Annotated in this window: 19 protein-coding genes and 1 tRNA gene; 1 reads left to right on the plus strand and 19 read right to left on the minus strand. The window is 31.0% G+C overall.

Translation table 11 applies throughout. The features are described 5' to 3' along the window. From FC45_RS07705 to FC45_RS06230, 17 genes are all read right to left on the minus strand, one after another. On the minus strand, positions 1–121 hold a 121-nt coding region (locus FC45_RS07705), incomplete at its 3' end, for a UvrD-helicase domain-containing protein (protein ID WP_155517710.1). 90 nt (positions 122–211) lie between these two features. Next, complete coding sequence (locus FC45_RS06155) at positions 212–856, minus strand: glycoside hydrolase family 73 protein (protein ID WP_006588133.1); 645 nt, start codon at positions 854–856, stop codon at positions 212–214. Positions 857–870: 14 nt separating this feature from the next. Further along, entirely contained in the window at positions 871–1452 is a 582-nt protein-coding gene (locus FC45_RS06160; protein WP_006588132.1) for an ECF transporter S component, read from the minus strand. 119 nt (positions 1453–1571) lie between these two features. Next, positions 1572–1657, minus strand: a tRNA-Leu gene (locus FC45_RS06165). A 46-nt stretch (positions 1658–1703) separates the two neighbouring features. Further along, positions 1704–2147, minus strand: coding sequence for a SprT family protein (locus FC45_RS06170; protein WP_006585666.1), 444 nt, complete (start codon positions 2145–2147; stop codon positions 1704–1706). A gap of 47 nt (positions 2148–2194) precedes the next feature. Then, the gene (locus FC45_RS06175) at positions 2195–3676 is read right to left on the minus strand and encodes a hypothetical protein (RefSeq protein WP_006585665.1); all 1482 of its coding nucleotides are present in this window, start codon (positions 3674–3676) and stop codon (positions 2195–2197) included. 105 nt (positions 3677–3781) lie between these two features. Next, entirely contained in the window at positions 3782–6421 is a 2640-nt protein-coding gene (locus FC45_RS06180; RefSeq protein ID WP_006588131.1) for a calcium-translocating P-type ATPase, PMCA-type, read from the minus strand. Between the two features lie 173 nt (positions 6422–6594). Next, on the minus strand, positions 6595–7425 hold the full coding sequence (gene nadE, locus FC45_RS06185) for an ammonia-dependent NAD(+) synthetase (RefSeq protein WP_057706461.1): 831 nt from the start codon (positions 7423–7425) through the stop codon (positions 6595–6597). Further along, positions 7425–8900, minus strand: a complete 1476-nt coding sequence (locus tag FC45_RS06190) for a nicotinate phosphoribosyltransferase (protein WP_006588130.1) — start codon at positions 8898–8900, stop codon at positions 7425–7427. The genes nadE and FC45_RS06190 overlap by 1 nt, the downstream gene beginning before the upstream one ends. A gap of 37 nt (positions 8901–8937) precedes the next feature. Then, entirely contained in the window at positions 8938–10668 is a 1731-nt protein-coding gene (locus FC45_RS06195) for a hypothetical protein (protein ID WP_006585661.1), read from the minus strand. Further along, a complete protein-coding gene (locus FC45_RS06200) occupies positions 10665–12410 on the minus strand; it encodes a hypothetical protein (protein WP_006588825.1) in 1746 nt (581 codons plus the stop codon). Before FC45_RS06200 ends, FC45_RS06195 begins: the two co-directional genes overlap by 4 nt. Positions 12411–12441: 31 nt before the next feature. Next, positions 12442–13140, minus strand: coding sequence for a glycosyltransferase family 32 protein (locus tag FC45_RS06205; RefSeq protein WP_006585660.1), 699 nt, complete (start codon positions 13138–13140; stop codon positions 12442–12444). After that, positions 13137–15098, minus strand: a complete 1962-nt coding sequence (locus tag FC45_RS06210) for a glycosyltransferase family 2 protein (protein ID WP_006588826.1) — start codon at positions 15096–15098, stop codon at positions 13137–13139. The genes FC45_RS06205 and FC45_RS06210 overlap by 4 nt, the downstream gene beginning before the upstream one ends. 2 nt (positions 15099–15100) lie before the next feature. Further along, a complete protein-coding gene (locus FC45_RS06215; protein ID WP_006585659.1) occupies positions 15101–16189 on the minus strand; it encodes a glycosyltransferase in 1089 nt (362 codons plus the stop codon). Next, positions 16189–16923: a WecB/TagA/CpsF family glycosyltransferase gene (locus FC45_RS06220; protein ID WP_006588127.1), complete on the minus strand. Its 735-nt coding sequence runs from the start codon at positions 16921–16923 to the stop codon at positions 16189–16191. Before FC45_RS06220 ends, FC45_RS06215 begins: the two co-directional genes overlap by 1 nt. Position 16924: 1 nt before the next feature. After that, complete coding sequence (locus FC45_RS06225; RefSeq protein ID WP_006588126.1) at positions 16925–18358, minus strand: lipopolysaccharide biosynthesis protein; 1434 nt, start codon at positions 18356–18358, stop codon at positions 16925–16927. 1 nt (position 18359) lies between these two features. Further along, entirely contained in the window at positions 18360–19502 is a 1143-nt protein-coding gene (locus FC45_RS06230; RefSeq protein WP_006588125.1) for a CDP-glycerol--glycerophosphate glycerophosphotransferase, read from the minus strand. Positions 19503–19627: 125 nt separating this feature from the next. Here FC45_RS06230 and tagD point away from each other — a divergent pair, with 125 nt between their 5' ends. After that, entirely contained in the window at positions 19628–20014 is a 387-nt protein-coding gene (gene tagD, locus FC45_RS06235; protein WP_006585657.1) for a glycerol-3-phosphate cytidylyltransferase, read from the plus strand. Between the two features lie 25 nt (positions 20015–20039). Here tagD and FC45_RS06240 read toward each other — a convergent pair whose 3' ends face one another. Both FC45_RS06240 and FC45_RS06245 read right to left on the minus strand, forming a co-directional pair. Further along, the gene (locus FC45_RS06240; protein WP_006588124.1) at positions 20040–20741 is read right to left on the minus strand and encodes a GntR family transcriptional regulator; all 702 of its coding nucleotides are present in this window, start codon (positions 20739–20741) and stop codon (positions 20040–20042) included. An 87-nt stretch (positions 20742–20828) separates the two neighbouring features. Then, positions 20829–21941 (minus strand): hypothetical protein, encoded by a 1113-nt coding sequence (locus tag FC45_RS06245; RefSeq protein ID WP_057706463.1) that lies wholly within the window; start codon positions 21939–21941, stop codon positions 20829–20831. Between the last annotated feature and the right edge of the window lie 150 nt (positions 21942–22091).

Raw genomic sequence — 22091 nt, forward strand, 5'->3', positions numbered from 1 at the left:
TTGTCAAAACACTAGTCTTACCACTACCAGCTCCTGCCACTACTAAAAGTGGTCCTTCAGTAGTTTCAACGGCTTCTTGTTGTTGAGGGTTTAACCCTTTTAAAATCGTTTCGCGACTCATACATTTTTCCCTTTCACCAAATTAACACGTTTATCATTATAACGAAAAAAGACCTCTTCGTTAACGAAGAAGTCTAGTAAAAACAAAAGATTAATTGTCATATTTATTTAAATTAAATTGTTCAATTAAGTTAATTAACTTGGAAGCATAATCAGGATCTGTTGCATAACCATCTGTAACTAGTGCTTTAGCCTGGGTTTTATAATCTTTTGCTGCTAAAACATGTTGATATTGATCTTTGTTCCAAGTAGTACCATTTTGAAATAATCTAGCATGAGCTTGAATTGAAGATTCATATGAATCATAAATTTGGAAACTAGCTTTTACTGTAATCCATTTGCCATTAACATATTCTTTAGTAGATAAAATTTTTGAAGTATTGGGATCATTACTTTTTACGCCAAATAAATTATTATACTTTTGAGATAGTTCACTTTGGCCATAGTTACTTTCTAAACAAGCTTGGGCAATTGTAATACTTGGCAAAAGAGCAAAGCCTTGATCAGCTTTTTGAGCAATTGGCCCTATTTTTTTTATGAAATCTGTTTTTATCTTTAATTCCTTAGCTGCAGCCTGTTCTCTTGCTAGTTGTTCTTGTCTAATTAATTCATTATTGATTGCTTGTCTACGGTAATACCGAAAGCAAACAAACGCCACTACTAAGATAAGTAATACTCCAAAGACTTTAACTAAAGTTAGGGTTGTTTTTTTTACTCGAGATCCTGAACGTGCCATCTTTATCCTGATTTCTATTTGTACTGAGTTATTTTGATCAATGGTTTCAAAATTATAGGTGCCAATATTGCACTAAATATAGCTTCAAGTATACCATTAAAAGCTAAAGCCGAAGTTAAAAGAATCAGTAAATTTCCATTAGTATTTCCTAAATGAGCTAAAAGCTCATGATTGCCATTAAAAATTATGCTAGCCAAACAAATTACTAAAATTGTATTAGTTAAGGAACTTGTTAACCCAGCTAAGCTATAGTATAATTTTGTTTTTTTTAGAGTAACTAAGCCAGCTAAATATCCTGATAAAGCTCTAGGAATTATTGCGATAATTGGGTTTTGAAAAAGCAATAAACTTACCAAACTAGTTGGACGTATATACGCCAAAAGCATGCTAATTACGCCCCAAATAATTCCTAATCCTATTCCTGCTTTTGGCCCTAACAATACACTATATATTGCAATTATCAAAGGTATCGTTGTCACAGCTGGTAAACCAGGAAATAAATATATATTTCCGATATTAGGAATAAATAATTCTAACAATAGAAGTGCTAAAAAAATTGCACTAATCGCTAAGTTTCTAGCCTTTTTATTTTTCACCTTGAAATTCCATCCAAAATAATTCTATAAAAAAGATGCTTTCTTGTATAGTAACACTTCTTTTCACTATACATTTGATAAATAAAAAAGGAAGCTGCTTACACAACTTCCTTACTGTATGCGGGCGAGAAGACTCGAACTTCCACGATCTAAAAGCGATCACAAGATCCTTAGTCTTGCGCGTCTGCCATTCCGCCACGCCCGCAACACTCTTATTATGATACACGACATACCAACTTAATGCAAGTATTTTATTTTAAAAGTACTAATTTGTGACGACATTTTCCACAAACATATTTTTTCAAGTTAATTCTTTTAACTCGATAATAAAGCTTTTGACAATTAGTGCATTGATAAGTATATTTTTTCTTTCTAGTAAGTCCAATATCTGGCGTATATCTACTTCCACCTACATTCCTTAAAAGAATTTTGAAATCCCGATTTTGGTGCTTATATCCCATATGATGAACATGAAGGTAGTAGTGACATAATTCATGCTTAATAATACCAACCAAATCTTGTCGATATTCTTTCTTCAAGAAATGTGCATTGATTTCAATATGATGATCCCGTAAATGATAACGTCCTCCGGTTGTTTTAAATCGATAATTAATTTTTACTTGTCCAATAAATGGATAATCAAATGACTCTAGGGATATTTTTTGGATAAGATTTAGTAATTCTATTTCGTTCATAGTGTCTTTATTTTACAACAAAAAAGATGACCTCAAAGGTCACCTTTTTACTTAACTAATTTTTTAGCTTTTTTAAATAGTAATTCTCCCTGGTTAGAAGAAATATTCTTTACTTCATACCATGGAACTAACTTGCCAACAGTCGTATTCGGAATTTTATAATATGAAATAATTGGATCATCATGAGTTTGCAAACGAGGATTCCACCACATATCAGTATTTGGAATTTGCACATAATAAAATCGATTATTGTTTGCAATATAGGTCTTATTTTTCACCTGATATTCAATTAAGGCACTATTTCTAGTCTTCGCCACATTAATTTGATTTGCCTTAAATAAAATAAAACTTCCGTATAAAAATGCCATGCAAGAAATCAAAATGATAAAACATTTTCTAGTTAATGAATTTGAAATAGCGACTAAATAAAAGGAAAAAATTACCATTAAAATATAGAAGCAAAGCATACTTCTTGGACCAAAAGGCGATACAACAATATAAGGAATTATTGAAGCAAATGCATTTAAGACCAAAAATAGTGATATCCAAAATTCATCTTTATTCAATAAATTGTAATTGCAGAAGAATACTATTATTGATACTCCCAAACAAAGAATTACCAGATAATTAGATAAGCGACTTATTTTATTAAAAAGAACTATTTTATCACTTACTACTGCTAAAACAAATACTAATATATCAAATCCAGCTAACACATATGGTAAGTGGGAATTTCCACTTCTTTTTAAAATAAATAAAGAAACGCATAGTCCTAAAATAAAGATTAAAATATATTCTGATCTTAGCTGTAGCAAGATTTGAGGGATACTTGCGCCTAAACTATATTTATGAACCCCAGTATTTTTCCAGTAGCCTCTATTTGCAAACATAGCAATAGTTCCTAATAGAGAAAAAAAGAAAAAATAAAAGAAATCTTTTACTACACTCTTTTTTAAAAAGTTAGCTACAAAAATCAAAACAAGAGTATCGATAAGTATCGTCAAAGTTATAGGTTCTGACATAAAAGAACCAAAAAACAATATTATACAAACAGCTATTAAATTATAAAGGGGAAGCTTATTTACTTTAGAATCAAATAATATATACTTTGTTACAAGTAGCAATATTAAAATTGGAACTATTGACAAAGCATAGTTAAAAAATCCTGCTTTCCATCCAATAGTTTGAGCAAAAATACCTCTTGGCATAATTAAAATTGCAACAAAAGTTCCAATCATTAAATCCAAACGCTTAGTTAATGAATATATACTATAAATTATTATAGATAAGGTCATCCCATAAATAAGGGCCGCTAATATTGGATAATGCATTCCAATAATTGCTAATCCATCTCCTACATAACGTCCATCATAATTAAAAAACATTGGTCCTGTTAAATAGGAATATAGTGATTTTACACCGCCCCACCAATAATCATCTGCATTGTAGCCCAATAATAAACTAAGAACTGCAAAATATATAAAAACAACTGCAGTAAAAATTTTTAAATTCCATCGCTTTATTTTCATTTTGTTAACCTCTCATATTCAATCGTACCTAGCTTAACAAAATAGCTATACTATGTCCATGATATAAATAAAAGAGCAACATCATCACGTTGCTCTTTTATTTAATTATTCTTTTCCCATTTTTCTTTGTACAAGCTTAACTAGCTCAACAATAATTATCATTAAGCAGCCTGTTCCTAAAACGGCTAACCATTGATCCAAATCTAACTCTGTAACTTTAAATACGTTAGTTAAGAATGGCAATTCAACTGCAGCCATAATAATTGCAGAAATTACAATTGCCCAGTTAAACCATTTATTTTGGAAAGTATGCTTTCTAAAGATTGATTGGTGAACATATTTAGAATTAAATGCATGGAATAATTGGATTAAACCTAAGGTTAGGAAAGCCATTGTCAACGCATCTCCATGTTGAAGTTTAGGATCCGCAACATGTGGACCAATATGAAGCCCTAAAGTGTATACAATTAATACTAATACACCTTCTAAAATACCTTGATAAACAATTGAACTAGCCACACCACCACTAAAGAAGTTTGACTTTCTACCACGTGGTTTTCGATTCATAATACCATCTTCAACAGGTTCTACACCTAGTGCAATTGCTGGAAGTGAATCAGTAACCAAGTTAATCCACAACAATTGTACAGGTTGTAAAACGTCCCAACCCATAATTGTCATAATGAAAACAGTTATAACTTCTCCGACATTACAACTCATCAAGTAAAGAATAGCTTTTTGAATATTTGAAAATACTTTTCTTCCTTGCTTAACAGCTTCAACGATTGTTGCAAAATTATCATCAGCTAAAATCATATCACTGGCACCTTTAGAAACTTCAGTACCGGTAATTCCCATACCGATACCAATATCAGCTTGTTTCAAACTTGGCGCATCATTTACACCATCACCAGTCATAGCAACGATTTTTTCATTAGCCTGCCATGCCTTAACAATTTTTACTTTGTGTTCAGGACTCACACGTGCATAAACACTATAATCAGATACATGCTCCTTAAAGTAAGCATCATCCATCTTATCTAGTTCACTACCAGTTAGAACTCGTTTACTTTGGCCCTTTTCAATAATTCCGAGACGTTCTGCAATAGCTTGTGCTGTTACTTGATGATCCCCAGTAATCATCACAGTTCTAATTCCTGCTGCTTTTGCTTCTGCAACTGCTGCTTTTGCTTCTGGCCGTTCTGGGTCAATCATTCCGACTAATCCAGCAAAAATTAAATTATTTTCAATGTTTTGACTATTAACTTCTTCAAACGGCTTATCCACTTCTTTGTAAGCGAGTCCTAAAACTCTAAGTGCATTTTGAGCCATCTTTTGGTTAGCTAAAAGAATATTTTCCTTTTCTTTATCAGATAAATTACTTACTCGTTTTAGCAATTCATCAGGAGCACCTTTAACGGCAACATAATATTTATCTCCGTTTTTATTAACAGTACTCATTAGTTTTCTATCTGAATCAAACGGAACTTCTTGTACACGCTTTTTAGTTTCTAATAAATCAGCAACATTAATGCCCTTATCTAAGCCAAATTGAGTTAAAGCTGTTTCCGTTGGATCACCAAGTAAGCCATCAGCTCGTAGTTTAGTATCATTTGCTAATAACATAGTTTGCATAACATCACTATTAGCATCAACCACTTCGCTAGCATCATGTAACTGACCATCATAATATATTTTTTCAACGGTCATCTTGTTTTGAGTCAAAGTTCCAGTTTTATCAGAACAAATAATATCAGTTGCCCCTAATGTTTCAACAGCTGGCAACTTTCTTACAATAGCCTTATGCTTAGCCATTGTTTGTGTACCCAAAGCTAAAATAATAGTAACAATTGCAGGCAACCCTTCAGGAATTGCCGCAACAGCTAATGATACAGCAATCAAAAACATGTCAATCATTAAACTTGTTTGACTTTCATTAGCTGGATTACGCAAAATACCAACAACGAATACTAAAGCACAGATACCTAAAATCATCCAGGTTAAAGTCTTACCCAGTTGATTTAAACTTTGTTTTAATGGTGTATCTGTTTCATCAGCTTCGTTAATCATTGTAGCAATCTTACCAACTTCTGTTTCCATTGCAGTGGCAACTACAATTCCTTCTCCTCGACCATAAGTTACATTGGTTGAAGAATATGCCATATTAACTCGATCAGCTAACGCAACATCAGCTTTTGAAATTAATGATTTATCTTTTTCAACTGGAACCGATTCTCCAGTTAAAGCCGCTTCTTCAATTTTCAAGCTTTCAGTTGTAGTTAGTCTTAAATCAGCTGGAACAACATCCCCAGCTTCAAGTAAAACAACATCCCCTTTAACTAGTTCTGTACTTGGTACTTCAAGCACTTGCCCATCTCTACGAACATGTGCAACAGGTGTTGTCATTTTCTTTAAAGCTTCAATTGCAGCTTCCGAACGTGCTTCTTGAACTACACCTAAAATTGCATTCATCAAAACAACAAATAAAATAATTCCAGCATCAGTCCACTCTCCAGCAACTACACCGGAAACTAGGGCTGCTATCAACAAGACAATAATCATAAAGTCTTTAAATTGATCAATAAATCGAGCAAGCATACTCTTGCCCTTTTCAGTTGCTAAAGCATTAAACCCATCTTTTTCTAAACGTTCTTTTGCTTTAGCTGAACTTAATCCTAACTGAACATTAGTATCAAGTTCTTTTTCAATATTTTCAGGGCTTTGAGAATAATAATCTTTTAGCAATTTTAATACCTCCTAACAAAAAAGACCTATGTGCTTAACGCACATAAGTCTCACTAATTAAGATAAGCCCAGAAAGTTTTTCTTTCGGTTGTTGAGCTTATCGCAATTTACATTGCCGTTACTCCCTTATGATAGCTTTATTATAGGTAAAAAAAGCTTAAGTTTCAAGTTATCTATTTTTTATAAAAGTCATCAAATACTGTAATTGGTAACTCTCTCTTGTGCTTAGTCTTGTTCCACCAAGCTTCAATTTTTTCTGCAGCTTCCAGCTTCACTTCTTTGCCTTCAAGATAGTCATCAATATCTTTATAAGTTACACCCAAAGCTACTTCATCAGGTAAATCTGGAGCGTCTTCTTCTAAATCAGCTGTAGGTGCTTTAAGGTATAAATGTTCTGGACATCCTAAATACTTAAGCAAAGCTTTACCTTGACGTTTATCAAGTCTAAATAACGGAACAAGATCACTAGCTCCATCGCCATACTTAGTATAAAATCCAGTTATATTTTCTGCTGCATGATCTGTACCTACAACTGCACCACTATAAGCTCCAGCAATACCGTATTGAACGATCATTCTTTGACGCGCCTTAATGTTGCCTTTATTGAAATCAGTTATTTTTACTCCAGCTTGTTCAAGACTAGCAACAGTCTTATCAACTGCATCTTTTATATTTACGACTAAATCAACATCCGGTTTTTGAAAAGCAACTGCATCAGCGGCATCACTAGCATCGTTTTGCACACCATAAGGTAAGCGAACTGCGATAAATTTATAATCTTTATTACCTGTTTCTTGACGCAATTCTTCAATTGCAATTTGACAAAGCTTGCCTGTCAAAGTTGAATCTTGGCCCCCACTAATTCCTAATACTAAGCTCTTTAAAAATAGGTGAGCTTTTAAATAGTCCTTTAAGAAATCAACCGATCGTCTAATTTCTTTTTCTGGATCAATTTCAGGTAAAACATGTTCATACGCTATAATTTCTTTTTGCAATTTTTTCATTAATGCAAGCCTCGATTTCTAATTTTAGTTCTTATCTCACTAATTAAATCTATTTTACTTTCATACAAGTTCTGTGACAAATCCACAGGATATTCTTGCGGGTTAAGACTTCTCTTGTATTCATCCCACAAGTTTTCTAAATTGGACTGACAGAAAGCCTTAATTTCGTCAAGAGAACGTGGCTTATCAACATAATTTCCATCAATAAAAATATCTTTCAATAAAGGCTTGGCTGTAAAATCAGTCACCACTTTATTTATGTAAGTATATTGTTGATGGAACATAAATAGTGCATTAAAGCTTCTAGGATCTTCTCCTACTCTAGCAACCCAGTCCCCTTCATTCTTCCGATCACTATTTGCACAAATTCGCCAAACTTGTTTTTTACCTGGAGTTGAAATTTTAATTGCATTAGAAGAAATTTTTAAACTATCTTGCCAATTACCATTTTCATCTTCTATCGCTACTAACTTATATACAGCTCCTAATGCAGGCTGATCAAACGCAGTTATAAATTTGGTCCCAATTCCCCAAACATCAATTTTGGCACCTTGCATTTTTAGATTGGTAATTGTTTTTTCATCTAGGTCATTTGAAGCAAAGATTTTGGCATTTTTAAATCCTGCATCATCTAATTGCTTACGAACTTGCTTAGAGATATAAGCCATATCACCTGAATCAATTCTTACACCTAAGAAATTAATCTTGTCTCCCATTTCTTTCGCTACTTTTATAGCGGTAGGAACACCTGAGCGAACAGTATCATAAGTATCAACTAAAAAAACGCAGTCCTTATGTGTTTCGGCATATGCTTTAAAAGCATCATATTCATTACCAAATGCTTGAACTAAGGCATGAGCATGAGTCCCACTAGCTGGAATACCGAATAATTTAGCAGCACGCACGTTACTTGTTGCGTCAAATCCACCAATATATGCAGCACGAGTTCCCCATAATGCTGCATCGGTTTCTTGAGCACGCCGTGTACCAAATTCCATTAAACCATCATTACCAACTGCCAGCTTAATTCTTGCAGCCTTAGTGGCAAGCAAAGTCTGGAAGTTAACAATATTCAAAATTGTAGTTTCAACTAATTGGCATTGTGAGAGTGGTCCCTCAATTTGTACAATTGGTTCATTTGCAAAAACTAATTGTCCTTCTTCCATTGAACGAACAGTCAAATTTAGTTTTAAGTTTCGCAAATATTCTATAAAGTCATCATCATAGTCTTGAGTTTCTTTAAGAAAAGCCAAATCACTTTCACTAAAATGTAAATCATTGAGATATTGAACTATGTGTTCTAATCCTGCAAAAACCGCAAATCCATTACCAAATGGTTCTTTACGATAAAAGACTTCAAAAACAGCTTTCTTTTCACTAATACCTTCTTTGAAATAGGTATACATCATATTGATTTCGTATAAATCAGTATGCAAAATTAATGAATCATCTTCATCGATCTGCTTATAAAACATTATTTTCTCCTATTGCAATTAATAAATAATACCTTTCTTATTTTAACAAAAAAGGTCTGTGCTTGCGCACAGACTTATAAAGAAGATATCCAATAGTTATTATCCAGCAAATAACAGTTATCCAAAGCATAATGACGAACCAAAGAGGAGTTATGAATCTTAGATTGGCTACATTAATACCCTTTTTAGAATAAACAATTGGAACATTTAACCCTTTTGCATATTTGTTATTTCTTTTGCCATTTACTAAAAGAATGGATTGTTTATATACCACAATTGGTAAAATAATTTTTTCATTCCTCTTAGCTTTCCATTTTAACTGTAAAGAACCATTAGGCAACACTTGATGATTAAAGTTTTTATATTTGTCTATTATATATTTACCATAAGAAGATATAGCATTTGTTTTCTCATTTATTGGCAAATAATCAGGTTCAGAATTAATAAATAAAGTTAAAAATTTGTTTTTATCTGCTGAATGTAATGACTTCCTTATTGTTACACGATTAGCAGAGATATACCGTGGAAAAGAATAATTAATAACCATCTTATTATTCAAATAGTTAAGTGTACTATTTCGTTGAGAAAGTCGCCTTTGATTAAATTGCATCAAGGTAAATAAACAAAGGACTAATAGAATTATTTGTTTTGCGCCATTTTCTATCCTTACTTTTCGACTCAATAAAGATAAAGATAGGGATATTACTGATAAAAACAAAGGATATATAAGAATAACCAATCTTGTCGGTGCTTGGAAAGAATTTTGTAAACTAGGAAAATGCTTATCAAAGAAAGACCATGGAAATACTCTACTTGCCAACAAGATCAATAGCATACATAGCATTGTTATTTCAAAATTTAATTTATTACTCTTAAAATTATAAAAAGCAAAGAAAAATTGAAGTAGTAATAATACCACAAAAAGATAAGAAAAATTAGTTATAGAATAATCCCAAGAACTAAAATGTAAAACATGTTCATTTAATGCCACACCTACAGGCAGTGCTATTTTATTATTAAATAAGACAATTATTCCACCTATAACATTCAATGACAATAAAATAAAAATTCCTATATTGACACCTATTTTTTTTACCAACACAAGCTTATTTTTATGTTTAACAAATCCAATAATTGCAAAATACAATAAAACAGGTCCTAACATTAATAAAGTTAAGTTATGAACTTGTGCAACAACTGCCATCCAAATACCTAATTTAAAGTATGAAAGCTTAGACGGATTCTTAACGATAAAATTTATTCCCTCAGCAATTATCCACGGACAAAGTGCTTGTCCCCATGACATTAAAGTATTTCCTTGTATCCAAGTCGGAAAGTATCCACCTAATAAAAAAAGTGGCAATGTAACATAAGCATAAAGATATTTCACTTTAATTTTACGACAAAGATATAGGTATCCGTAACCTGCTAAATAATTTAATAAAAAAGTTGTAATTATTTGATAGATAAACCAATTTTTACATAGTAATAATAATAGTCCATTTAAATATGCAAATCCTGGTCCATAAACAGCATTTATAATTCTCCCAGATTGAGAAAAGCCATAATTAGTTTGAAAATAGCTAAAATTACCCGTTTTTAATTGTTGAAAAATATCAAAATATCTATTGTAATGAAAAGCCGTATCATTATATACAAAAACTGCTTTATATCTAATTTGATAATATGTCAAAACAAATGTTATTAACGTTATTATTAAAAAAGAAACTAAGATATTCTTTCTTTTGAAAAATTCTATAATTTTCATTGTAAAAATTTCCTCTTTTTACTACAAAACATCCAACCCTTATATATAATCAAAGCTATCCAACTAATTATAGATATCCAAAGTAGAATAATAAACCAAATTGGGCTGTTGAACTTCAAGGTAGCAATATTCATACCCTTTCGTGCTTGAACAACCGGAATTGCTACACTTTCAAACTTATATCTATCTTTTTTCCGATTTAAAAATAAAGTAGATTGTTTATACATAACTATTGGCAATAGTTTTTTTCCGGCTTTTTTTTGTTTCCAAATTAAGCTTAGACTACCATCCTTGTTAACTTTACGTACAAAATTATCAGTGTTTTTAACTACTTTTTGTCCGTATATATTAACAATCTGGCCAGAATCAATTTTTTTAGTAATTGGTAAATAATCAGGTTCACTATTAGCTAAGTCTTGGAAAAGTTTACCTTGGTTTCTAGACATCATATCTTCTCTAATGATTGTACGGCTTTTAGGGACTTTATATACCCAACTATATAAGACCACTACATTATTATCTAAATAGGCTAACGTATTACTATGAAGATAAGCCTGGAAATCAAATAAGGCGCTAATAGACGCGATAACTGCTAAACCAGTAATTCCCCATTTTAAAATAATATTTCTTAAATTTTTTCGTTTAGCTATTGAAGAAAGACTTATCGATAGCGAAACAAGTAACAAAGGATATGCTATAACAGTTAATCTACTTGGAGATTGAAAACTGGTTTTAAGAAAAGGGAGCAATCTTTCTGTTATTCCCCAAGGAAATGCTTTAGTACTCAAAAAGAAAAAACTAGCTCCACCTAAACCAAGCCAAAAATTTAATTTATTTTTATTAAAGTTAATTATTGCCAAACCTGCTGTAATAATTAAAACTATTAGCATCAAAGGGGTTATATGATTTCTTTGGACCAAATTAGGAGTTATATTTAATGCAATTCCTTTTAAATCGATAGGCACAGGCATTGCGATATTATTGGTCTTCAAAACTAACAAGGCACCAATTATATTAGCACTTAAAAATAAAAATATTATTACTGAGAATATTACATCCCTAAACAATTTCTTTTTTTCATTTGATTTTACAAAGGCAACAATAAATGCGGGGGTTAATGCCAATATTAGCATTGCAACAGTTAAATTATGAGTTTGCGCTGCTATCGCCATTGAAACAGCTAATCCTATTACATTTATTTGGTCTTTTTTGAGTTTAATCATCCTTATTCCATATCTGAGTACCCAAGGTACAATAGCTCCACCCCAAGCCATCATACTCTGTCCTTGAATCCAAGCAGGAATATATCCTAATTCCAAAAAAATGAACAAACCTAAATTCAAAAATGGCAAAGAAACTTGCTCTGTTTCTTTTGCCATTTTATAGAAACCAAAACCAGCTAAATAAATTAAAAGTATAGATGTCCCTATCTGAAATCTGAACCAAGTAGTAAATATAAAAGTTAATGAACCCATTATTAAAGCAAATAAAGGACCATATACAGCATTAATAATTCGTCCAGATTGATTAAAAGAGAAGTTAGACTGAAAGTAACTAATTTTACCAGTTGCTATTTGTTGATGAACTTCCCAGAATCTTCCAAAGTGAAAAGGAGTATCGTTAAAAATTAGCATTGAATGATTTATAACTTGATCATACAGATATGCAAAAATTATAACTGTCATAACCAAAAAAGGGCCTAACCATTCATAACGCTTGAAAAAATTCCCTATTTTATTCATTCAGTTTCCTCTAACTTCCTACGATTACTTATTATTTAAAGAGTTGAGCATAAAGACCTGCTTGCCATTTTGTTTTTATTCTGAGCTTTAAGAAAGTAACTACTTTGCGCTTTAATGGCTTTACTCCTTCCATCCAAGTACCAGTAAATACATGAATTGTCTTAGAATCCTTAGATGGATTACATAAAATACCATCAGGATAAACATGGATATCATCTTTCAAAACTTGTTCTTGATTATTAGGAATAGCACCATATTTTTCCTTTAAAATGTCAGAAACAGAAACGGTATTAACTCCTGCCATTTGATCTTGCTTATCAAATTCAAAATCACGTTCATTATAATAATCAAGCATATCCTTAATTAGAGGATGCCCTTTTTCAGCTCCAAAAACAGCTGTAAAGGGATTATCTTTGTTTTCAAATCCAACAAAACATTTATTTGACAATAAATCTTCTAAATTATCAAGGACTAGGACGTCAGTATCAAGATAGATACCGCCATGCTCATAAATTGCCTTAGCTCTAATATAGTCAGAAACAAAGGCCCACTTTTTTTGCTTATAAGCTTGCTCTACATATTTATTTTCATGGATATCAAAATTAGATTCATTCCATTCAACAATCTCATAATCACCTAGATGTTTCTTCCAGGTTTTCATACATGTCTTAATTTTTTCTGGCTTTGGATTTCCTCCAACCCAAACATAGTGAATAACCTTTGGTATCATTTATTAATTTCCTCAATTTCTACGTAATCTTTAATAGTAAAGAATTCTAATATCTCCTCATATTTTCTAATATCTTGTTTAGGTACTTGCCAAATACCTTTACCAGAAGAAATAATCTTCATAATTTGATAATAACCTTTTTCTAAAGTACCATTACTCAATTTTCGGTTAAAGATTCGAATGTCTGCTCCATGATAAATATTTGCTATTTCTAAATCTACCACTACATTATCATTTGGCGCATAATTTTGGCTAAAATCATAAATGGCATGAATATAACGATTTTCTAACGAATCTAAACGTAAAGAAATTATTTTGGGTGTTAAATCACTCAAAGATGATTTTTTCTTTATGTATATGACAGGATACAAACTATCACAATTTAATTTTCTCAATACTCTATAAACAAACGATTGCCATTTGAATTGAGGTATTCTCATTTCATGGACTAAGTGATGGAAAAATCTAAGCTCACCAGACAAAACATTTACAGCACCATCTTGTGAATTTAAATAATTTCCTTCAAATATGCGATATTTCAAACTGGTAAATATACCATTTGAAATACTCAAAATTTCTTTATTTTCATTATCAAACCAAGCCGGCATATTATTAGTTAAATAGTTCTTATATACTGAGTTTTCAAATATATCTTTTGTCCAAAAAACGACATCTACATAAGGATTTCTTCCAAACGTAACCGCTGCTTTTGCTAAAGTTTGTTTAGTAGGATAAAAACTAGCAGTTTTAACTAATCGAATATGCTTACCTTGCTCATTTACCTCTTCTAAATTTATAAAAGTTCCAACTACTCTTTGATTTAATAATGAAAATAAACCTTGCTTTAATACATATTTGGAAGCTAATAAATCATCTGAGTGTAAAATATGTACCACTTCTCCATTAATATGAGGTAACGCATATTTTATGGCATTTAACTGATCTTTATTTTCTTCCTTTAAATATTTAACTGGTATATTAGGATTTTCTTTCAAATATTTTCCAACAACTTCTTTTGTATTATCATTCGACCCATCGTCAACTAATATAATTTCCCAATTCTTATAAGTTTGAGAAATTACTGAATCAAGTGTTTGAACAATTGTATCAGCACCGTTATAACTAGGAATAATAATACTAATTTTGCTATTTTTACTTATATTTGAAGAAAAGCTAATTAAAATAGCAGTTAATAGAATGAATAATTCTATAATGAACCAAGGATTTATCACTTCTTGAGCAATTATTAAACCAGCTTGTCCAAATATACAAGTAAATAAAAGTAAATAAATAAGGACAGGGGTTAATTTAACTTTTAATTCTGAGCGAACCAAACCATAACTTAAAACTAATACTCCCAAAATAGGTAATGCTGTTAAAAATAAAGCTGTTGGTACAATAAAATAATGGTCTGTATTTAATTGACTTATATAAATTACTATTGAAATCAATAAGCTACAAATTAAGATTACGAATCTATCCTGGTAAAAACTAATATTGTGTGTAACTAAACTTTCAAATAAATAGCTAATTAAAATTAGTAATGTAATACCTAAAAAAATACTACTTGAAAATGGCTGCAAATTAACATAACCAATAAAGAAATTAATCAAAAGTAAAATGATATTTTTGGTATTCGGCCTAATAATCGTAAAAAAGAGATTAAAAAACAAATTTATAAAACTAAATAAAACTATTCTACTTGCAAAAGGCATCCCAAAAAGAAGTAATGTCAAAAAACAACTAATAGTCGAAATAGAAATCACTTTTTCTATAAACCATTGATTTAACTGAGTTAATAAATTTATATTAATAAAAAGAAGAGCTGCTATCAAAGCCACAGTACATTCAGCTAAAAAAACAACCTGATATGATGGTAAAAAAAGTCCAATTAAAGTTAAAAATAATGGTCCTAATCCAATATAGTAAGCAAAAGCTTTTGTATAATTACTTAACATTGTTAAATTTCTCCATAAGCTTTTATTATAGTTTCCAATTGATTAGCTAAACTAAAATTGTTCATTAAATATTCTTTCTCTCGTTTAGCCATTTCTTTTAATTCAACACTTGGCATCAAGCTTGCCTTAAGAATTTGTTCTTTAATCATATCTAAATCACCAATTGGACTGATAAATCCATAATCTGCACTCGGAATCATCTTTTTAATGTCACCAACTTCAGTTGATAAAAGTGGGATTAGATTGTCAGCTGCTTCTAAAAGAACAAGCGGGAAACTTTCAGAATATGACGTAAGCACAGCTAAATCACATCTTTCATATAAATGAGTCAGTTCATCATGATTTACAAATCCATGAAAAGTAACTTGATTTGAAATATTTAATTTTTGAGCTAGATCTTTTAAGGTATCAAGTTCACTACCATCTCCAGCAATATGTAATCTAATATGCGGATCATGTAAGTCTTTAAGAGCTTTTAAAAGTAAATCTTGACCTTTAACCTTTTCGCAACGCGCTACATTAATCAAATTAAAATAGGGATGATCATATTTAGCAGGCAAATCCGAACTTTCGTGAAAAAAGATACCATTATAAATAATATGGATTTTTTTATTATCTATACCTATTTTATTAGTTAATAGATTAGCAAAATTCTGAGTAATAGCTAAAATACCATCTGCTTTTTTTAAGGCTTTTAAGTTTAGCTGAGTAAAAATCCAACCCATAATTCCACGCCCTTCAAAATCCAATAAGGGATTGGAATGAACCGTAATTACCCACTTAGCGTTTATTTTCTTTCTTATCAAAGAAAGATATAAATTGGCTCTTGCCCCATGAGTATGTACATAGTCAAAATGATTTTCATTAATAAACTGAGCTAATCTTTTCAAACCAGTTAAATCATATCTACTTTTGGTCTTAAGTACATGTGTCTTTATTCCTTTAGAGATAGCCTTTTGACTAACTGGTCCATCTGCTAAAGTGAGTAACTCAAAGTCTTGGCCTTCTTTTTTAGCTTCAGTTAATAAATTAATAATATGAAAAAGGCCACCACCCTTTTCAAGTCCAGCATTAATATGCAGAACCTTCATTATCTTCTTCCTCTCTTGCTCCTATAAACCTCTTCAATAAATCTAGGCAATGCCAAAAATCTCTTAAATCGGCTTGGTTCCTTCAAAAAACGATATACCCATTCAATATGTAAATCTTGCCATACTTTTGGTGCCCGTTTAGCATGTCCTGAAAAGACATCAAAACTTCCCCCAACACCCATCATAACGGCTGGTAATTCTTTCTTTCTCAAAATATCTAGTAATTGCTCTTGTTTAGGATACCCCAAAGCTGCAAAAATCATATCTGGCTTAGTTTTAGTAATATCGCGGGCAATAATATCCAACTTATCTTTAAAATACCCATTTCTTAGCCCAGCGACTTCAATATTAGGATATTCGCTTTGAATTCTCTTACCTAAATCAGAAATCACTTCTTCTTTAGCTCCAATGAAATAAACTCTTTTTTTTCGCTGATTTGCCACATCTAGCAACCAGGTAAAAAGATCATACCCTGTAACTCGTTCTGAAATTGGTTTATTTAAAATATTGGCAGCCTTTATAATACCTATTCCATCTGCTGTTACAAAATCAGCATCTTGATTTATCAATTTCATAAAAATCGGATTTTCATTCGCAGCCATCACAATTTCCGGATTCGCAGTAACAATAAAAGTAGACTTTTTATTGTCCAATCTTCTACTAATTTCGTTCTTATACCCTTTTAAACTATAATTATTGAACTTAACACCTAAAATATCTACTTTTTCTGGCATATTATCCATTCCTTCTAAGAAATTTATTTATTACATTTAGAATGTCCTGATTAAAATCTAGTTTTATCATAAACATTAATCCTAAATAAATAAGCATAACTAGTATTGACTTTAAAGTCATATTGAAGAAAGCACTAGTTAAAAGCTGTGGGATTAACATTCCAATACTTAAACTTACTATTCCAATAATAAAATATTTAGGAATATCTTTAAATACATATTTAAATTCATAACCATCTCGAACAATCCAGATTCTTAAAATTAAGACAATAACTTCTGTTGTCAATATGCTTATTAAAGCCCCTGTTGCACCAAAATGATGGTCTAATATGATACTTAAAAGCACTTCTAATACCGCTCCAATGCAGACTGGTATTGCATAATCTTTATCTCTTTTATTTGCCAACGCAAATTGATTAGCAAATACTCCGCCCATCGGAATAAAAATAATAGTTAATGTGAAGAAAAACATTAATGGCGTCATAGGAATATACTTTTCTCCAAAGAAAAAAGGTACAAACTCTTTAGTATTGACCATTACAATTACGGAGAATAAAGTTCCTAGCATAACTGTAGCTTCTAATGATTTTCGTAAAATCTTTTTCTGTGCTTCTTTTCCTTCACTAGCCATTTTAGGCATCATAACCAAAGTAATACTTGTAATGACTCCCAAAATCATATTTGCAATTCTTTGAGAATTATCATAATAGGAAACTTGGGTAGTATTCTGGAAGAAATTTAAGATTGGTTTATCTAATGAAGTATAAATTTGAGTTGCAATTTGTGGAATTAATAAAGTAATAATAGCTTTACTGGTTGCCTTTAACTTATAAAAATACCTAGTAGGCTTCCCGACATAATTTCTGATATTAAACCAAAAAACAAAAGAACCTAGCATTGTAGAAACCGACATAATTAACATATATTTATACAAATCACTAGGTCCTTTAACTAGTATTAAAATTAGTAAAACACTAATAAGTTTAACAATAGTATTTCTAAGTACAACTCTACCAAAGTCTGCTAATCCTTGAAAGAACCAGGCTATATCTAATTGAGCGGAAATTAAAAATGGTACCATTAACAGAATATAGTTCCAATATTTTACTTTAAAAATTATTGATACCACTATAGTCAGTGCAATAGTAATCAACCCAGCAATTCCTTGAAAATACCATAGTCCCCAAAAAGCTTCAGTTAATTCTTTTTTAGACTCATTTGTACGTATTTTAGAAATTGTTCTCATTCCAATATAAGAAACTGAAAGAGTACAAAATACCATTAAAAATTGAAATGTATTATTTACACTACTGTATATACCATATGTTTTGGGCCCTAAAACTCTTGAAAGATATGGAACTGTAATCAAAGGTACTAAAACCAAAAAGATTTGATAAACAGCATTATAAAAAATATTTAATAACGTTTTTTTCAAATTATTTCATCCTTTTAGTCAACTCATACACGGCTTGGCAACAATTATTATTTCGCTCCAATGTAATTTTCTTCCAAAATTGTCTATACTCTTTAAATTCATCTTCATCTATTTTTGCTAAACTGTCTAATAGCTTTCTTTGGTTATCGACTAATTCTCCAGGAACAATTTCCTGATAAGGAGACAGCAAAAGTCCTCTTTTATTAATATATTGCTCTAATAAATTATCAATAAAAATAATAGGCTTATTTAAAAGCAAGTAATCAAAGTATATAGATGAAAAGTCCGTTATTAAAAAATCAGTCGCTCCAATTATTTCATATAAATCAATCTTATTATCTTCGAGATATTCATTACTTAAAAGCTTAATGTTAGAAACTGATTGTTGCGAAGATTTTACTAAATTCATTTCATATGGGTGTAACTTGATAATCAAATATTGATTATTCCTCTTTAACTGATCGTTTAATTTTTGGATGTTAAAATCAGACAATGCAAAAAAATTACCAGACTTTATCTTCTCCATCACATTTTTATCTTCCAATTCAAAACGAAAAGTAGGCATATAAATTCCGATTTTTGCTTTAGCTTCATTGCAGTCAAAAAGATCATTAAGTATTTGTGATTTTGAAATTGGCTTTACTAAATAATCTAATCTAGGAAATCCCGTTCTGACATATTTTTTAGCTTCTATACCAACACAGCTAGACATCAATGTTTCATAAAAATCCGAACTAGATACAACATAATCAGCTTCTTTATGCCAAATATTCATATTCCTTTTATTTCCACGATAAGCAGTATTATGTGCCATAACTCCCATTCTTTTTAGTGGAATACCATGCCAAAAAGAAATACTAATTTGCTGTTTTTTTATTTTAAATGGTTCATGAGTTGTAAAAATATATTTTGCCGAACCAATTTTTTTCCATATTTTCCAAGACAAATGTGAAGAAGGCCAAGGTTCTACTAAAGTAACATCTAATTCTGGATGTATATTTTTTAAATATTTATAAAATAAATATCCATTAGAACCTGATCTACCTGCTCCGTTTAAAATAACGTAACTTTCTTTCTCAATAGGTACTAAATGAGCAAAAGCTTTCATTACATTCAAATATAAGCTAAATATTAAAGTCTTCATATATTCTCTCCCTATTCTTACTATCAAATTTTAGCAAAAAAGGGGCCTTACATGAAAGCTTTATCAAAGTTTTGTCTTTTCTTAAAGTATGATACTATTAATCAGGTAATAAAGGAGCCTATATTATGAAAAAAGTAATTACTTATGGAACATTTGATTTGTTACATTACGGACATGTCCGCTTGTTGAAACGCGCTAAAGAATTGGGCGATTATTTGATCGTAGGTCTCTCAACGGATGAATTTAATGAGTTCAAGAAACACAAAGAAGCTTATAATTCATATGCCGAAAGAAAATATATCCTTGAAGCCATTAAATATGTCGATGAAGTTATTCCAGAAGAAGATTGGGATCAGAAAATAAAAGATGTACAAAAGTATGATATCAATACTTTTGTAATGGGTGATGATTGGAAGGGAAAATTTGATTTTTTAAAACCATATTGTGATGTAGTCTATCTTCCAAGAACCCCAGGAATATCAACTACCAAAATAAAAGAAGATTTAAAATAAAAAGGAGATGCATATGCATCTCCTTTTAACGTGAAAATGTAAATTCAAATCTTTCTGCAACATACTCTGCACGGGTATATTCAAATGGCTGCCCATCAGTTAATGTCGTTACTTGTCGGCGTGTAACCAAGGCATCCCCTCTATGAATTTTTAAATATCTAGCATCATTCTCATTAGCAATGCTTGCACCAATATTTTCAACTACACTGCCAATTTTATATCCACCTTTTTCTTCTAAAGTTTTATATAAACTAGTTGAAATATCATGCTTTGAAAAGTTCTTTATTAGTTTTTGAGGAATAGTTACTACTTCAAAACAAATGGGAATATCATCTGCATATCTAATTCTCTCCATTCGAAGAACATTATCATTTTCGTTAATTTTTAGCCGTTCTTTCTCAGATAAAAAAGGCTTAGTAATTCGATATGAAAGCAATTTCGATGAGGGTACTTGGCCATTAGCTCTTGTAATTTGTGTGAAGCTCATAACACCTGACATTTTTTCTTGAACCTTTTGGCTTGATACATATGTACCACTCCCTAGTCTTCTTTCCAGAATCCCTTCATCTTCAAGTGTTTTTATAGCTTGCCTCAGCGTCATTCTTGAAACCCCAAATTCCTGTGCTAGTTGTCTTTCCGCAGGAATTCTTTCGCCAACCTTATACACACGATTTTCGATATCTTGTTTAATTTTATTATGAATTTTAATATAAATCGGTTCCTGCATTCTCATCGCCTCCCAGAACTAGGTCTTCAAGTCGTATAACCATATTGTAGAGCAAATTGGTCTAGATTTCATCATTCTACATAATAATTACTTTCTTTTCTCCCACTTTAATCCTAAAATATTTACATTTGGCAAGTTGGTATATTCAACGCTCAGTGCCTTTTGGTCACTTGCTAAAACATTACTTCTAAAAGTGGCATTATCTTGTACTGCTAGAGTAGCACCATTAGGATTTAAAACAATATCATGTCCTTTAAATTCAGCTTCTCCATTAACAGCTAAAAAGAACTCAAATTCTTCACTACCATTAAAAGTTGATCTTGTAGCATCACATTTTGCACTTTGCTGAAAATCAGCATGTGACTTACAAAGTGAATTAGTCATTGTCGTTTTGGTATCTGCTATAGCCATTAAACGGTCACAATGACTATTTTGTAATAACATTGTTGTAGCACCATCTAAATACATTCCGCCAGTAAATACTGAATTAGTAATATTTAACCAACACTCATCATCACTAGTAAAAGCATTATCGTCTTTAGAATAAACTTGACAATTAAGCATATTAAGCCAAGTTTGCCCAGCTAAATGGACATCTCTCAATCTAGAATTATTTACAACTAGCTCAATATTTGTATCGGAAAAAGTATTAAGACTTGAATCTATAATTGAATTATTAATAATTGCAGTTCCAATTCCTTCTAATGCTAGTCCACAATAGTTAGTAACTGGATAATCTATTTTTGAATCGTTCATTTCCAATCTGAAGTCTGACCCAGAAAAGAACGAAACACTACCATTTACTATCCGACTCGAATATAGTTCAACTGTGCATTTTCCATTTAATGCAAGTGCTGCATTTTCATTAATTTCAGTCTTTATAAAACAATTTCGTAAAGTTAAATAAGTATCTGCATTATAAGGAATAAAAATAGCATTCTTCTCACCAACGGTATTAATTGTCAAATTTTCTAAGGTTACATATCTACTATCAGGGGATACAGAAATATAGCCATCTATTATTGTATCTTCTGGACTAGCCCCAGTTCCTTTAATAGTTACATCACATGCAGATATTCCTTGTTCTAATTCATAAAAACCAGGCTTTAAAAGTAGCATATCATCAGCTCTTAGCGTTTTTAATGCTTCTTTCCAATCAATTTCGTCGCCACCAGCACCTACTTTTACAATTCTTGGCACATTATCACCTCTAAGTAAAACCAATAATCTTACATACTTTAACAAAAAGAATTTTTTTAGTAAAAAAGAAAGCTCACCATAGGCGAGCTTTCTTTTCGGGTTGGGTGTTCTTTAAGAACTATTGGGTTAACTGGATTCGAACCAGTGCAT

The sequence above is a fragment of the Lactobacillus jensenii DSM 20557 genome, assembly GCF_001436455.1.
GTDB classification, from domain to species: domain Bacteria; phylum Bacillota; class Bacilli; order Lactobacillales; family Lactobacillaceae; genus Lactobacillus; species Lactobacillus jensenii.